The 13,545-nt window shown below is 68.2% G+C and carries 15 protein-coding genes; 9 read left to right on the forward strand and 6 right to left on the reverse strand.

Going from position 1 to position 13,545, the window contains the following annotated elements; all coding sequences use genetic code 11:
- Nucleotides 1-115: 115 nt before the first annotated feature.
- The 7 genes from efp (at nt 116) to folE2 (ending at nt 5,647) form a co-directional block, all read left to right on the forward strand.
- Nucleotides 116-682: an elongation factor P gene (efp, locus tag CSC78_RS12480; RefSeq protein ID WP_162338187.1), complete on the forward strand. Its 567-nt coding sequence runs from the start codon at nt 116-118 to the stop codon at nt 680-682.
- A complete protein-coding gene (locus CSC78_RS12485; protein ID WP_162338188.1) occupies nt 682-897 on the forward strand; it encodes a hypothetical protein in 216 nt (71 codons plus the stop codon). Before efp ends, CSC78_RS12485 begins: the two co-directional genes overlap by 1 nt.
- A 6-nt stretch (nt 898-903) precedes the next feature.
- Nucleotides 904-2,241, forward strand: a complete 1,338-nt coding sequence (locus CSC78_RS12490) for a TRZ/ATZ family hydrolase (RefSeq protein ID WP_162338190.1) — start codon at nt 904-906, stop codon at nt 2,239-2,241.
- A gap of 140 nt (nt 2,242-2,381) precedes the next feature.
- On the forward strand, nt 2,382-3,101 hold the full coding sequence (gene ubiG / locus CSC78_RS12495) for a bifunctional 2-polyprenyl-6-hydroxyphenol methylase/3-demethylubiquinol 3-O-methyltransferase UbiG (RefSeq protein ID WP_162338192.1): 720 nt from the start codon (nt 2,382-2,384) through the stop codon (nt 3,099-3,101).
- A complete protein-coding gene (locus CSC78_RS12500; protein WP_162338193.1) occupies nt 3,098-3,793 on the forward strand; it encodes a phosphoglycolate phosphatase in 696 nt (231 codons plus the stop codon). The genes ubiG and CSC78_RS12500 overlap by 4 nt, the downstream gene beginning before the upstream one ends.
- Nucleotides 3,794-3,892: 99 nt before the next feature.
- On the forward strand, nt 3,893-4,600 hold the full coding sequence (locus tag CSC78_RS12505) for an isoprenoid biosynthesis enzyme family protein (protein ID WP_162338194.1): 708 nt from the start codon (nt 3,893-3,895) through the stop codon (nt 4,598-4,600).
- 114 nt (nt 4,601-4,714) lie between these two features.
- The gene (folE2, locus tag CSC78_RS12510) at nt 4,715-5,647 is read left to right on the forward strand and encodes a GTP cyclohydrolase FolE2 (protein WP_238391270.1); all 933 of its coding nucleotides are present in this window, start codon (nt 4,715-4,717) and stop codon (nt 5,645-5,647) included.
- A 107-nt stretch (nt 5,648-5,754) separates the two neighbouring features.
- Here folE2 and CSC78_RS12515 read toward each other — a convergent pair whose 3' ends face one another.
- Genes CSC78_RS12515 through yidD form a run of 3 tightly spaced genes read right to left on the reverse strand, consistent with a single transcriptional unit; the run spans nt 5,755 to nt 8,209 of the window.
- Nucleotides 5,755-6,603: a M23 family metallopeptidase gene (locus tag CSC78_RS12515; protein WP_379609298.1), complete on the reverse strand. Its 849-nt coding sequence runs from the start codon at nt 6,601-6,603 to the stop codon at nt 5,755-5,757.
- A gap of 2 nt (nt 6,604-6,605) precedes the next feature.
- A complete protein-coding gene (locus CSC78_RS12520; RefSeq protein WP_162338196.1) occupies nt 6,606-7,952 on the reverse strand; it encodes a dihydroorotase in 1,347 nt (448 codons plus the stop codon).
- The gene (gene yidD / locus CSC78_RS12525) at nt 7,952-8,209 is read right to left on the reverse strand and encodes a membrane protein insertion efficiency factor YidD (protein ID WP_162338197.1); all 258 of its coding nucleotides are present in this window, start codon (nt 8,207-8,209) and stop codon (nt 7,952-7,954) included. Before yidD ends, CSC78_RS12520 begins: the two co-directional genes overlap by 1 nt.
- 96 nt (nt 8,210-8,305) lie before the next feature.
- Between yidD and dksA the strand changes: the two genes are divergently transcribed.
- The gene (gene dksA / locus CSC78_RS12530) at nt 8,306-9,433 is read left to right on the forward strand and encodes an RNA polymerase-binding protein DksA (RefSeq protein WP_162338198.1); all 1,128 of its coding nucleotides are present in this window, start codon (nt 8,306-8,308) and stop codon (nt 9,431-9,433) included.
- A gap of 67 nt (nt 9,434-9,500) precedes the next feature.
- Here the strand turns inward: dksA and CSC78_RS12535 are convergent, their stop codons facing one another.
- From CSC78_RS12535 to cysS, 3 genes are all read right to left on the reverse strand, one after another.
- Nucleotides 9,501-10,742: an MFS transporter gene (locus tag CSC78_RS12535; protein WP_162338199.1), complete on the reverse strand. Its 1,242-nt coding sequence runs from the start codon at nt 10,740-10,742 to the stop codon at nt 9,501-9,503.
- The gene (locus tag CSC78_RS12540) at nt 10,739-11,176 is read right to left on the reverse strand and encodes a SufE family protein (protein WP_162338200.1); all 438 of its coding nucleotides are present in this window, start codon (nt 11,174-11,176) and stop codon (nt 10,739-10,741) included. Before CSC78_RS12540 ends, CSC78_RS12535 begins: the two co-directional genes overlap by 4 nt.
- Before the next feature lie 159 nt (nt 11,177-11,335).
- Nucleotides 11,336-12,724: a cysteine--tRNA ligase gene (gene cysS / locus CSC78_RS12545; RefSeq protein WP_162338201.1), complete on the reverse strand. Its 1,389-nt coding sequence runs from the start codon at nt 12,722-12,724 to the stop codon at nt 11,336-11,338.
- Nucleotides 12,725-12,866: 142 nt separating this feature from the next.
- Between cysS and CSC78_RS12550 the strand changes: the two genes are divergently transcribed.
- Nucleotides 12,867-13,373 (forward strand): hypothetical protein, encoded by a 507-nt coding sequence (locus CSC78_RS12550; protein ID WP_162338202.1) that lies wholly within the window; start codon nt 12,867-12,869, stop codon nt 13,371-13,373.
- Nucleotides 13,374-13,545 lie beyond the last annotated feature (172 nt).

A 13,545-nucleotide genomic window follows, 5' to 3' on the forward strand; every position in this document is an offset into this window, starting at 1 on the left:
CTGCGGGTATCATGTCGGGTCTGGAAACAAGCACCCGCCGGATCCGGCGGGTTCCCCATTCTATCCGCCCGGCCGCCCTGCGCGGCGGGTCCGCCTTACCCTCAGGAGCACACGCATGGCCAGTTACGGCATGAACGACGTCAAGAACGGGATGAAGATCCTGATCAACAACGACCCGGCGATCATCACCGACACCGAGTACGTCAAGCCGGGCAAGGGCCAGGCCTTCACCCGCGTGAAGTACCGCCTGATCAAGAGCGGCCGCGTGCAGGAAATCACCATGAAGAGCACCGACTCGGTCGAGGCGGCGGACGTGGTGGATACCGACATGCAGTACCTGTACACCGACGGCGAGTACTGGCACTTCATGCAGCAGGAAACCTTCGAGCAGGTGCAGGCCGACAAGGCCGGCATGGGCGGCGCCGAGAAGTGGCTGAAGGGCGAGGAAGACTGCGTGGTGACCCTGTGGAACGGCAACCCGATCCAGGTGACCCCGCCGAACTTCGTCGAACTGCAGATCACCGAGACCGACCCGGGCGTGAAGGGCGATACCGCCGGCACCGGCGGCAAGCCGGCCACGCTGGAAACCGGCGCCGTCGTGCGCGTGCCGCTGTTCGTCGGCCAGGAAGAGGTCATCAAGGTCGACACCCGCACCGGCGAATACGTCAGCCGCGTGAAGTGATGGGACAGCTCGCGCTCTACCTCGGCGTCTGGGCGGTCGGCGTACTGATCGCCGGGCTGGGCGTCATGCTGTGCTGGAACGCCACGCTGCCGAAACTGTTCGCTGGCGTGCCGAGGCTGGGCTACGGCCGCGCGCTGGCGCTGATGCTGCTGTGCTGGCTGCTGTTCGGCGCGGGCGCGTTCGGCATCACCTATACCCTGGGCTTCGGGATCTGACCCTGCATGACCGACGTTGCGCCTGATACCTGCGACCTGTTGATCGAAGCCGGTTTCGTGGTGCCGGTCGTCCCGCACGGGGTAGTACTGGAGCACCATGCGGTCGCCGTCACCGGCGGCCGCATCGTCGCGATCCTGCCGGTGGCCGAGGCGCGCCAGCGCTTCCTGCCGCGCGAGACGGTATCGCGCCCCGACGCGGCCCTGATCCCCGGCCTGGTCAACGCGCATACCCACAACCCGATGACGCTGCTGCGCGGCGTGGCCGACGACCTGCCGCTGAAGGTCTGGTTGCAGGAGCACATCTGGCCGATCGAGGGCGCGGTGATCGGCCCGGATTTCGTCGCCGACGGCATCACCCTGGCGATTGCCGAGATGCTCCGCGGGGGCACCACCTGCGTCAACGAGAACTACTTCTTCCCCGACGTGCAGGCGGCGACCTACAAGCGCCACGGCTTCCGTGCACGCGTCGGCCTGCCGGTGATCGATTTCCCCACGGCGTGGGCGGCCTCGGATGACGAATACTTCGAGAAGGCAGGTGAGGTGCACGATCAATGGCGCGACGACGCGCTGATCGCCACCGCGTTCGCGCCGCACGCGCCGTACACGGTGAACGACGCCAACTTCGAACGCGTGCGCATGCTTTCGGATCAGCTGGACGTGCCGGTGCACCTGCATCTGCATGAGACCGCGCAGGAAGTCGAACAGTCGCTGGAGAAGCACGGCCAGCGCCCGATCGCGCGGCTGGACCGGCTGGGGCTGGTCAACGACCGCCTGATCGCCATCCACATGACCCAGCTCACCGAGGCGGAGATCCACCTCTGCGCCGAGCGCGGCGTCAGCGTGGTGCATTGCCCCGAATCCAACCTCAAGCTGGCATCCGGCTTCTGCCCGGCCTGCGCGCTGGAGCGCGCGGGCGTGACGCTGGCCGTCGGCACCGACGGCTGCGCCAGCAACAACGACCTGGACATGTTCAGCGAGACCCGCACCGCGGCGCTGCTGGCCAAGGCGGTGGCCCAAGACGCGGCGGCGCTGGATGCGTTCAGCGCCTTGCGTGCCGCGACACTGGGCGGTGCGAAGGCGATCGGCTTCGACGACCGCATCGGCTCGATCGAACCGGGCAAGGAGGCCGACCTGGTCTGCGTCGACCTGTCCGCACTGGAAACCCAGCCGCTGCACCACGTGGTATCGCAGCTGATCTACGCGACCGGGCGACAGCAGGTCAGCGACGTGTGGATCGCCGGTCGCCCGAAGCTGCTGCAGCGCGTGCTGGTGGAGATGGACATCGAAGGTGTCATCGCCAACGCGAGGCAATGGCGCGAACGGATTGCTGGCCTGCGCCGCTAAGCTGCCATCGTCCCAGCGAACGCTGGGACCCATTCTGCGCTTGCTCCGCATGACACCGGCGAGTGCAACATCAACATGGGTCCCAGCGTTCGCTGGGACGACGGACGCCCCGCCAGGCCCTGGCGCTCTACAATGACGCCATGACGACCACGACTTCGCCCCGCGACGACAACTTCACCCAGGCCGAGCTCGACAAGTTCGGCGCGCTGGCCAACCGCTGGTGGGATCCGGACGGTCCCCAGAAGGCCCTGCACGCGCTCAATCCCGTCCGCCTGCAGTACGTGCGCGAGCGCATGCGGTTGACCGGCGCCATCGCGCTGGATGTCGGCTGCGGTGGTGGCCTGCTGAGCGAAGCGCTGGCACGCGAGGGGGCCCAGGTCACCGCGATCGACCTGGCGCCGGAACTGGTCAAGGTCGGCCGGCTGCACAAGCTCGAATCGGGCGTGCAGGTCGACTACCAGCTGCGTTCGGTCGAGTCGCTAGCGGAAGAGCGCCCGGGCGGCTTCGACGTGGTCACCTGCATGGAGATGTTGGAACACGTACCGGACCCGGCCTCGATCATCCGCGCCTGCCACGCGCTGCTGAAGCCGGGCGGGCAGCTGTTCCTGTCGACGCTGAACCGCACGCCGGCCGCGTTTGCGCTGGCCATCGTCGGCGCCGAGTACATCGCGCGCCTGCTGCCGAAGGGCACGCACCACTACAAGGAATTCATCCGTCCCTCGGAACTGGCCGCGTGGCTGCGCGAGGCCGGATTCCAGTTGCAGGACGTCACCGGCCTGGCCTACGAGCCGTGGCGCCAGCGCGCACGCCTGACCTCGCGCACCGACGTGAACTACCTCGCCAGCGCGGTGAAGCCGTGACGGCGACGGGATTTCCGCGCGCCGCGCTGTTCGATCTGGATGGCACGCTGCTCGACAGTGCGCCGGACATGCTGGCCACCGCCAACCGCATGCGTGCGTCGCGCGGCGTCGATCCGATGACGCTGGACGCGTTGCGCCCGCACGTGTCGAAGGGCGCGCGCGCAATGCTGGCGGCGGCATTCCCCGACATGGAACAGGGTCCACGCGAAGCGCTGGTGCCGGAGTTCCTGACGATCTACCAGGAGGAACTCGGTCGCCACAGCGTGCTGTTCGATGGCGTTGCGGAGATGCTCGACGCGCTCGAGGCGGCGGGCAGCACCTGGGGCATCGTCACCAACAAGCCGGAATACCTGGCGCGCGACATCCTGCCGCAACTGGGCTGGAGCGATCGCTGCGCGGTGCTGATCGGCGGCGACACGCTGGCAGAGAAGAAGCCGCATCCGCTGCCGTTGCAGGTCGCCGCCGAACGCATCGGCATCGGCATCGCCGACTGCGTCTACGTGGGCGACGACGAGCGCGATATCCAGGCCTCGCGGGCGGCCGGCATGCCGTCGATCGCGGCATTGTGGGGTTACCGGCAGGCGCACGAGGTGCCCGCCGAGTGGGGTGCGGACGTGATGTGCGAGACCGCGGATGAGCTCATCAAGCCGGCCGCATGGCCGGCAATCCGTTCCTCAGTGGGAGCGACGTAAGTCGCGAGCGGTTTGGCGGTCACGCATGTCTTGAGCGTCGATTCGTACTCCTGCAACCTCCATCGCGACTGACGTCGCTCCCACGTCTCTGTAATTTGCATGTCCGACTCCGCCGCCCTCGTCAGCTTCCTTGAAAAATGGCACGCACGCTGGCCCGAATGGTCGGTGGCGGAGATCTTCGTTGCGCCCGCGCGCCGGGACATCGCGGTCGCGTGGTTCGCCTTGCTGCAGGAATTCGACGATGTCCTGAACATCAGCGGCGATCCGCTGCCGGCGGATGCCAAGCTCGCGTGGTGGAGCGAAGAACTGCGTGGCTGGAGTGCGCAGCGCTCTCGCCATCCGCTCGGCCGCAGGCTGGAACCGGTGCGTGCTCCATGGGCATCGTTGGCCGACGCGTTGCCCGTGCTGGTGGCTGCGCGCGACACACCGAGTGGCAGTGACGAGGCGTTCGCAGCACTGGCGCCGTTCGGTGCTGCCGTCGCCGCAGTGGAAGCCGACGTACTCGGCCGCGCGCCGGATGCGGATGCCGTTGTTGCGCAGGTGCTTGCCACGCGAGTGGCCGACATGGGCATCGCCGCCGTGCCGACGGCCTTCCGTCAAGCGGACGATGCGGCTTCCCTGCGGGGTTGGGCGACGGAGGTCCTGCAGCGCTGGCCTGCGTCGCGACCGGCAGCCCGTGAGCGCCGCGTGCTCGCCACGTACGCACGCGGCCGGCTGGATCGCCTGTCGCGGAAGGGCGCGCCCGCACCGCTGCCATCGCGCCCCGTGCTGCTGTTCACCGGCTGGCGTGCGGCGCGTGGCGACTGAAGGCCGCGCATATCGCCGCGATAGCGAAGGGAATGGTCCGTAACGGACTGTTTCATCGGGAAATTCAGGGGCAGGGCGTACAATGCGCGGCATCCACTCCCCCGTGCAATGACGATGGCTCCCTCGCTTCCCGTGGCGCCCCGCGCCGATCTCCCCGATGTCGCCCACCAGCGCGTGCCGCTGGCGCGCCCCCTGGACTGGGTGGGCATGGAGAACATCGCGCTGCCGGTCCGCATCGCCGACGGGCAGGGTGGTCAGCTGCAGGTGGCCGCCAGCATCGACCTGTCGGTGAACCTGGCCAACCCCGACGCGCGCGGCATCCACATGTCGCGCCTGTACCTGCAACTGCAGGACGGACTGGCGCGTGAAGCGATCACGCCGGCCGGGCTGCGGCACCTGCTGCAGGACGGCGTGGCCTCGCAGGCCGGGCTTGCCACCAGCGCACGGCTGAAGATCCGCTACGACGCGCTCCTGCAACGCAAGGCGCTGGAGAGCGACTACGCCGGCTGGAAGCGCTATCCGGTGGAAATCGAGGCGACGCTGGTCGACGGGCATCTCGGCCTGGCGCTGTCGTTCGCGGTCGAATACTCCAGCACCTGTCCGGCATCCGCGGCGCTGTCGCGGCAGGCCAACGCCGAGCGCTTCGCAAGCGATTTCGATGGCCCGCCCGCGCTGTCGGTCGCTGCCGTGCACGACTGGCTGGCCTCCGAGCGTGGCCTGGCCGCTACCCCGCATGCCCAGCGCAGCCGTGCCAGCGTGCGGGTGGAACTGCGCCCGCAGTTCGACGAACTGCCGCTGGTCCCCTTGGTCGACGCCATCGAAGCCGCCCTCGGCACGCCGGTGCAGACGGCGGTCAAGCGCGTCGACGAGCAGGCCTTCGCACGCCTCAATGCCGAAAACCTGATGTTCTGCGAGGACGCCGCCCGCCGCGTCGCGTCCGTGCTCGCCGGCGACGCGCGCGTGGCCCGTTACGACGCCACCGTGGCGCATTATGAAAGCCTGCATCCGCACGATGCCGTTGCCCGGGTGAGTGGCAGCAACGTCTGATCCGGACGCTCGGGGTACAAGATCGAGGATGTGGGAGCGACGTAAGTCGCGAAGCTTTTTCTTCGGCCCGATCGCGACTTACGTCGCTCCCACAAGAGCGAGGCGATTCACTTCCCGCGTTCGAGGACCAGCAGGGGATCGATTCGGACATCGAACCAGTTCATCCCCCAATGCAGGTGCGGCCCCGTCGCACGTCCGGTCGCACCGACGGCGCCGATCACCTGGCCCGGTTCCACGCGGTCGCCCACCTTCACGTCGATGCGCGACAGGTGCAGGAAGTTGGAGCTGACGCCGTGCCCGTGGTCGAGCAGCACGGTGCCGCCGGTGAGATAGAGATCCGGTGACGCGAACGTCACGATGCCACCGGCCGGTGCCTTGATCGGCGCGCCGTTCGGGGCCGCGATGTCCATGCCGGAATGGCCGGCGCCGGGCTGGCCGTTATAGACCCGCGCATTGCCGAAGCGGCCACTGATGCGGCCTTGCACGGGCCACTGGAACGGCAGCGCGAAGTCGGTGCGTTCATCGTCTCGGACGCGCGCGGCGGTGACCATGGCCTGCTCGCGTTCGATGCGCGCGGCGATGGCGGGAGGAGGGTTGACCGTCTTCGGTGGCACGCCGTTGACGCGTTCGACCGGCCAGTCGCGTGGCGTCACCGCGACGCTGACAGATTCGGTGCGACCCGACGGCGTGGTGACATCGACCTTCAGCGGCCCCGCTTCATCGCGGCCCACGCCGAACACGACCGTGCCGTAGCCGGTGGTGCGCAGCGCGCGGTCGCGGTAACGGACCTGACTGCCCGGCGGTACCTTGCCGAACACCAGCGCGCCCTGCGACACGCTGGCGGGGAACACGATGCGGTCTTCCTGGGACACCGGTGTTGCCGGCACCGCATCCTGAGCGGCGACCAGCGGAATCCACCCGACACATACCGCGGCGAACAGTGCCGCCACCGCCAGCTTCAACGCGCGAACTCCAGGCGCCGGCCATTGGGCGTGCCGACCAGGTGCTCGCCGTTCCAGACCATGCGGCCGTTGACCCAGGTGGCGCCGATGCGCGAGCGGAACGTGCGGCCTTCGAACGGCGACCAGCCGACCTTCGACAGCACGTCCTCGCGCTTCACCGTGAAGGGCTCGTCGTCGATCAGCACGAGGTCGGCGAAATAGCCTTCGCGCAGGTAGCCGCGCTCCTTCACGTCGAACAGCTGCGCGGGGGCGTGGGCGAACTTCTGCACGACGCGGGTCACGTCCATGCGCTGCTCATGCACCAGTTCCAGTGCCGCGACCAGTGCGTACTGCACCAGCGGCAGGCCGGACGGCGCCTGTACGTAGGGCTTTTCCTTCTCTTCCAGCGTGTGCGGCGCGTGGTCGGTCGCCAGCACGTCGATCACGTCGTCCACCAGCGCCTTGATCAGGGCCTCGCGGTCGCTGGCGTCCTTGATCGCGGGGTTGCACTTGATCAGGTTGCCGAGCGCGGCGTAGTCGGCACGGTCGAAGCGCAGGAAGTGGATGCAGGTCTCCGCGGTGATCTGCTTGCGCGTGCCGTCGGCGGCGATCAGCGGACCCGGCGTGAACAGCGCCAGTTCGTCGGCCGTGGAGATGTGCAGCACGTGCAGGCGGGTGCCGTGCTTGCGTGCCAGCGACATCGCCAGGCGGGTGGACTTGATGCAGGCCTCGCGACTGCGGATGTCCGGATGGTGCTCGGCGCTCAGCGCATCGCCGTACTTCGCCTGGAACGCCGCCAGGTTGGCGTCGATCATCGGCGTGTCTTCGCAGTGGGTGATGATCGGCGTGGGCGCCTCGCGGAAGATCGCATCCAGCGTCTCCGGGTTGTCGACCAGCATGTTGCCGGTGGAGGCGCCCATGAACACCTTGATGCCTGGCGCGGTCTTCGGGTCCAGCGTGCGGATCGCCTCGAGGTTGTCGTTGCTGGCGCCCATGTAGAAGCCGTAGTTGCCCCAGGCCCGGCCCTTGGCGCGCTGGTACTTGTCCTCCAGTGCGGCGGCGTCGAGCGTCGGCGGGCTGGTGTTGGGCATGTCCATGAAGGTGGTCAGGCCACCGGCGACGGCCGCGGCCGACTCGGTCGCCATGTCGCCCTTGTGCGGCATGCCGGGTTCGCGGAAGTGCACCTGGTCGTCGATCATCCCCGGCAGCAGCCAGCGCCCGGCGGCGTCGATCACGGCATCGTCGCCCTGCGGGCGGATCTCGGCGGCGATGCGGGCGATGCGCCCGTTCTCGATGCGCAGGTCGCCCTCGGTGACACGGCCTTCATTGACCAGACGGGCGTTGACGATGACGGTAGCGGGCATCAGTGGGGTCCTGTGCAGGAATGGGGGGAAGAGGGGTCGGCCCGCGGGGGAACGGGGTCGTATCCGCCGGGATGCAGGGGATGGCAGCGGCCGATCCGGCGGATCGCCAGCCAGCCGCCCTTCATCGGACCGAAGCGGCCGATCGCCTCCATGGCGTACTCCGAGCACGACGGCACGAAGCGGCAGCGCGGCCCCAGCATGGGACTGATGAAGCGCTTGTAGCCCTTCAGCAGCAGGATGAGCAGGCGGGCGAGCATGGCCCGATGATACCGCGTCGGGTTGCCGCTGCCTCCCGGGTAGGCTATAAAAGCGCGCTTTCCCGATGCTCGGGAAGAACCAAGGAAGCGCTGTTCGTGGCTGCAAAGAAACCTGCGAAGAAGGCCGTCAAGGCCGCCAAGAAACCCGCTCAGACCGTCGCCAAGAAGCCTGTCGCGAAGAAGGCTGTCGCCAAGAAGCCGGCCCCCAAGCCGGTGGCGAAGAAAGCGGCCCCCAAGCCTGTCGCCAAGAAGGCGGCCGCCAAGAAGGCCGCTCCGGCCAAGAAGGCGGCTGTCCCGGCGAAGACGCCGGCGCCAAAGCCCGCCGCGAAGCAGGCGGCACCGGTCAAGAAGGCGGTCGCCAAGGCGACCAAGCCCGCAGTCGCCAAGAAGCCTGCGCCCGCGCAGGTCACCAAGGCGCCTGCCGCCAAGGCGGCACCGGTGAAGGCGCCGGCCAAGGCCACGAAACCCGCTCCTGCCCCCGCACCGAAGCCTGCCGCCAAGCCGGCTCCGGCAAAGTCCGCCCCCACCGCGGCTGCGACCAAGACTCCCGTGCCTGCATCCGCCCCCAAGGCGGCTGCCCAGGCCCCGGCGCCCGCCGCCAAGGTTCCGTCCCCCCCGAAGCCTGTGCCAGTCCCGAAACCGACTACCAAGAACGCCAAAGCCTCCACCGCCGTCGAAGCGCCCGTGAGCCCCCGTCCAGCCGTTGCCCGCCCCGTGGGCAAGGTCGCGGTCGCCGTGGCTGCCCGCCCTGCGGCGCCGGTCGTGCGCGGCAAGGTGAAAGAAGTGCCCTACAAGATCGACGAAGCCACCGGTCGCCCGATCATTCCGGCCGGCTACAAGCCCTCGTCCGACGAGGAGTACATGAGCACCCTGCAGCTCGAGTACTTCCGCCAGCGCCTGCTGCAATGGCGCGCCGACCTGGTCGAGGAATCCAAGCAGACCATCGAGAACCTCAAGGACGAAGTCCGCGACATCGGCGACGAAGCCGAGCGCGCGACCCGCGAGACCGAGAACTCGCTGGAACTGCGCACCCGCGACCGCTACCGCAAGCTGATCGGCAAGATCGACAGCACGCTCAAGCGCCTGGAAGCCGGCGACTACGGCTACTGCGTCGATACCGGCGAAGAGATCGGCCTGGACCGCCTGGAAGCGCGCCTGACCGCCGAACGCACCATCGATGCGCAGGAGCGCTGGGAACACATGCAGAAGCAGCAGGGCGACTGAGCCCTCGGTTCCTGCAGACGAAAAACCCCGCCTAGGCGGGGTTTTTCATGGCCGGGCGCCGGTCGCGCTACTGCAGCTCGCGCAGGTCCAGCCGCCGCAACCTCGGCGCCTTCCACGCGGTCACGCCCGCCACCGACAGGATGGCGAAGCCGCCCAGGATGACCGCCGGCACCAGCCCGAGCAGCCTGGCCATCGTGCCGGCGTAGAACGCACCCAGTTCGTTCGACGAACTGACGAAGATGCCGTTGATCGACGACACACGCCCGCGCATCTCGTCCGGCGTGGACAGCTGCAGGATGGTCGAGCGCACCACCACCGACACGCCATCGCACATGCCGTAGAAAAGCAGGATGACCGCCGACAGCCAGAAGCTGCGCGACAGGCCGAAGGCGATGACCGCCAGGCCGAAGCCGGCGACGGCGAACAACAGCACGCGTCCCGCGTTCCTCTGGAGCGGGTGGCGGGCCAGCCACAGGCCCACGCAGACCGATCCCGCTGCCGGCGCAGCCCGCAGGATGCCGAGCCCTTCGGGACCGTAGTGCAGGATGTCGTGGATGAAGGCGGGCAGCATCGCCACAACGCCGCCGAGCAGGACGGAGAACATGTCCAGCGCCATCGCGCCCAGCATGATCTGGTTGCCCAGCACGAAGCACGCGCCCTGCGCGATGCTCGCGAAGACCGGCAGGCTGACGGCGGGCGGTCCGGGTTCCTCCACGCGCAGGCGCGCCAGCACGGTCGCCGCCAGCAGCGCGAACACCACCGCCATCGCATAGGACAGGGTCTTGCCGCCGAAGCCGACCAGCAGGCCGCCCAGTGCCGGCCCGGTGACCAGCGAAGCCTGGAAGATCACGCTGCCAAGCCCGGCGGCACGCACGAAATCCTCGCGTGGCAGCACTTTCGCGAACAGCGCGTTGTAGACCGGGCTGAGGAAGGAACGCGCCATGCCGGTCAGCGCGATGGCGGCGTAGATCGGCCACGTCCCGTGGAACGGCAGCCAGCCGGCGGACACCGCCACCAGGATCACGGCCGTGGTCGCGAGCGCAGCGCAGGCCACCATGCCGACGCGGCGGCGGGGGAGGTGATCGACAAGGTAGCCCGCGAACGGCGCCACGCAGAAGAACGGCAGTACTTCCGCCAGGCCCACGAGCCCCAGCGAGAACGGATCCTTGGTCAGTTCGTAGATATGCCAGCCGACGGTGACGGCGACGATCTGGTACGACAGCAGCGCGCAGATGCGGTACGCCAGCACCGCCGCATAGCCGCGGTTGCGGAGCAGCGAGAAGGCGGAAGGCGTACCGGTTCCGCTCACTTCGCGTTCGCGGCCGTCTCGCGGATGAAGGCCAGCAACGACGCGAGGCCGTTGCTGCGGGTGGGCGAGAGGTGCTTGGCCAGGCCGATGTCGGCGATGTAGTCGGGCGAGGCGGCCAGGATGTCCGCGGCGGAACGACCCGAGTACACGCGCAGCGCCAGGAAGATCAGCCCCGAGACGATCGCCGAATCACTGACCGCGTGGAAATCCAGCTTCGCCGCATCGCCTTCGGGCACGATCCAGACCATCGACTGGCAGCCGAGCAGGCGGTGCTCCTCGCGCTTCCATTCCTCGGGGAATGCGGGCAGCTTGCGGCCCAGGTCGATCAGGTACTGGTAGCGCTCGGACCAGTCGCCGAAGAAGGCGAATTCGTCCTTGATGGCGGCCTGCGCGTCGGCGGCGGTGGGTTCGAGCGGGAAGATCGTGTCGGTCATCGTGTCTTGATATGTCCGCGGTTCAAGCCCCTCTCCCATCGGGAGAGGGGTTGGGGAGAGGGTACGGCGAAGTAACGAAGTTGCCGGCGTCCAGATCCCGCCACACCCTCATCCGGCGCTTCGCGCCACCTTCTCCCGACGGGAGAAGGAAAGATCGGCTCACGCCCGCTTCCAGCGCACGCCCTGCGGCGTGTCTTCCAGCAGGATACCTTCCGCCGCCAGTTGGTCGCGGATGGCATCCGAGCGGGCAAAATCGCGTGCTTTCTTCGCCGCCGCGCGCTCGTCGATCAGCGCCTGGATGCGCGCATCGTCATCCGACGAAGTTCCGCGACCGAACCACTCGGCAGGATCCTGCTGCAACAGGCCCAGCACAAGGCCGGCGCCCAGCAACTCGCTCTTGAGGCGCTGCTTCTCCGCATCACCGGTTGCCTTGCGCGCGTCGGCCGCGATGCGTGCAACCTCCGCCAGCGCCTGCGGCGTGTTGAGATCGTCGTCCAGCGCGTCTTCGATGACCTGCGGCGTCACCGCAACAGCATCGACATCGCCCAAATCACGCAACGTCCCGTACAGTCGGTCCAGCGTGTTCTTCGACTGCTCCACCAGCGCCTCGGACCAGTCCAGCGGCTGCCGGTAGTGCGCCGACAGCAGGGCGTAGCGAAGTGCCTCCGGCGGATGTTGCTGCAGCAGGTCGTGGACTTTCTCGATGTTGCCCAGCGACTTGCTCATCTTGGCGCCGCCGAAGTTCAGCATGCCGTTGTGCAGCCAGAAGCGCGCGAACGTCTTGTGCGACCCGTCGGCGTGCTTGTGCGCGCATTCGCTCTGCGCCACTTCGTTCTCGTGGTGCGGGAACTGCAGGTCCACGCCGCCGGCATGGAGGTCGATGGTTTCGCCCAGGTGGGCCGCGGCCATCGCCGAGCATTCGATATGCCAGCCCGGGCGGCCGATGCCCCAGGGCGAGTCCCAGCCCGGCAGGTCCGGCGTGGAGGGCTTCCACAGCACGAAATCGCCCGGGTCGCGCTTGTAGGGGGCGACTTCCACGCGGGCGCCGGCCAGCATTTCCTCCGGGTCGCGACGCGAGAGCTTGCCGTACTCCGCGAAGCTGCCGACCGAGAACAGCACATGGCCTTCGGCCGCGTACGCATGACCGCCGGCGATCAGCTGCTCGATCATCGCGATGATGTGGCCGATGTGGTCGGTCGCGGCTGGTTCGATGTCCGGGGCGAACTCGCCGGTCACGCCCAGGCCCGCCATGTCCTCGCGGTAGGCGGCGGCGTAGCGGTCGGTGATGGCGGAGATCGCCACGCCCAGTTCCTTCGCCGCGGCGTTGATCTTGTCGTCCACGTCGGTGATGTTGCGGGCGTAGCGAAGCTGGCCGAAGCGGCGGCGCAGCAGGGCCGCCAGCACGCCGAACACGACCGGACCTCGCGCATTGCCGATGTGGACGTAGTTGTAAACGGTGGGCCCGCAGACGTACATCGTGGGGATCGGGCCAAGGGGAGCGAAGTCCTCGACCCGGCGGGTGAGGTTGTTGTGCAGGCGCAGGGTCATGAGGACAGGGCAGGGGAGAGCCGTGGAATTCTACCGCCTGCGCCGCTTGCAGGGGCCGCGCGGGCTTGGGGGCGGCCGATGTTCAGCGTGACTCAAGGCGTGGTTCTTACACTGGGCCCCCTGGATACCGCTTGCAGGCCACATGCCCCGCCTCCGCACCACCCTTTTCCTGTCCTGCCTCCTGCTCGCCGCCCCGGTCGTGGCGCAGGAGCGGGTGATCCCGACGGAGAACGTGCGCCTGGATTATGCGCAGGTGCTGGGCGTGGAGCCGGTATACCAGACCCTGCGGGCGACCCGCACCGAACAGCGTTGCGATGAAGTACCGGCATCCAAGGCCGAAGCGCCTGCGCAGGGAGCCAAGGAAGAGGGTCGCTGGAGCCGGATGGTCAGCTCGGTGCGAGGCTGGTTCGGTGGCGATGAAGAGCCGGCGCAGACGCCTCCGGTGACGCTGCCCGCGGTCAAGGTCAATTGCCGCATCGTGCCGATCGAGCGCGAGTTCCAGCGCCCCATCGCCTACGACGTGGACTATATCTACAAGGGCGTGAAGTACCGCTCGCGGCTGGCCGAAGATCCCGGCAACCGCCTGCGCATCCGCATCTCCGTGGTGCCCTACGTGGCGCCGGTCCAGCCGACCGCCAGCGGTCCCTGATTCGTGCACGGTTGCACACGCAACCGAATCCGTCCTTGCGCTGCGCCGCAGCACATGCGAGCATTCGCGCCCATGAAGATGAACGCACACGCCCATGCTGACAGCGCGGCCTCGCAGGCCTCGAGCATGACCTCGCGTGCGCGTCGACCGGAATCCTGCCTCTAGCTGGGTA

Source organism: Pseudoxanthomonas japonensis (genome assembly GCF_010093445.1).
Lineage (GTDB): Bacteria > Pseudomonadota > Gammaproteobacteria > Xanthomonadales > Xanthomonadaceae > Pseudoxanthomonas_A > Pseudoxanthomonas_A japonensis.

Bases quoted from the DNA above. Each gene is read 5' to 3' on its own strand.
- CSC78_RS12490 (WP_162338190.1), top strand. From the start codon at position 904: ATGACCGACGTTGCGCCTGATACCTGCGACCTGTTGATCGAAGCCGGT.
- CSC78_RS12505 (WP_162338194.1), top strand. From the start codon at position 3,893: ATGTCCGACTCCGCCGCCCTCGTCAGCTTCCTTGAAAAATGGCACGCA.
- CSC78_RS12540 (WP_162338200.1), bottom strand. From the start codon at position 11,176: ATGACCGACACGATCTTCCCGCTCGAACCCACCGCCGCCGACGCGCAG.
- cysS (WP_162338201.1), bottom strand. From the start codon at position 12,724: ATGACCCTGCGCCTGCACAACAACCTCACCCGCCGGGTCGAGGACTTC.
- CSC78_RS12520 (WP_162338196.1), bottom strand. From the start codon at position 7,952: ATGCCCGCTACCGTCATCGTCAACGCCCGTCTGGTCAATGAAGGCCGT.
- ubiG (WP_162338192.1), top strand. From the start codon at position 2,382: ATGACGACCACGACTTCGCCCCGCGACGACAACTTCACCCAGGCCGAG.
- folE2 (WP_238391270.1), top strand. From the start codon at position 4,715: ATGGCTCCCTCGCTTCCCGTGGCGCCCCGCGCCGATCTCCCCGATGTC.
- CSC78_RS12550 (WP_162338202.1), top strand. From the start codon at position 12,867: ATGCCCCGCCTCCGCACCACCCTTTTCCTGTCCTGCCTCCTGCTCGCC.
- efp (WP_162338187.1), top strand. From the start codon at position 116: ATGGCCAGTTACGGCATGAACGACGTCAAGAACGGGATGAAGATCCTG.
- CSC78_RS12485 (WP_162338188.1), top strand. From the start codon at position 682: ATGGGACAGCTCGCGCTCTACCTCGGCGTCTGGGCGGTCGGCGTACTG.
- yidD (WP_162338197.1), bottom strand. From the start codon at position 8,209: ATGCTCGCCCGCCTGCTCATCCTGCTGCTGAAGGGCTACAAGCGCTTC.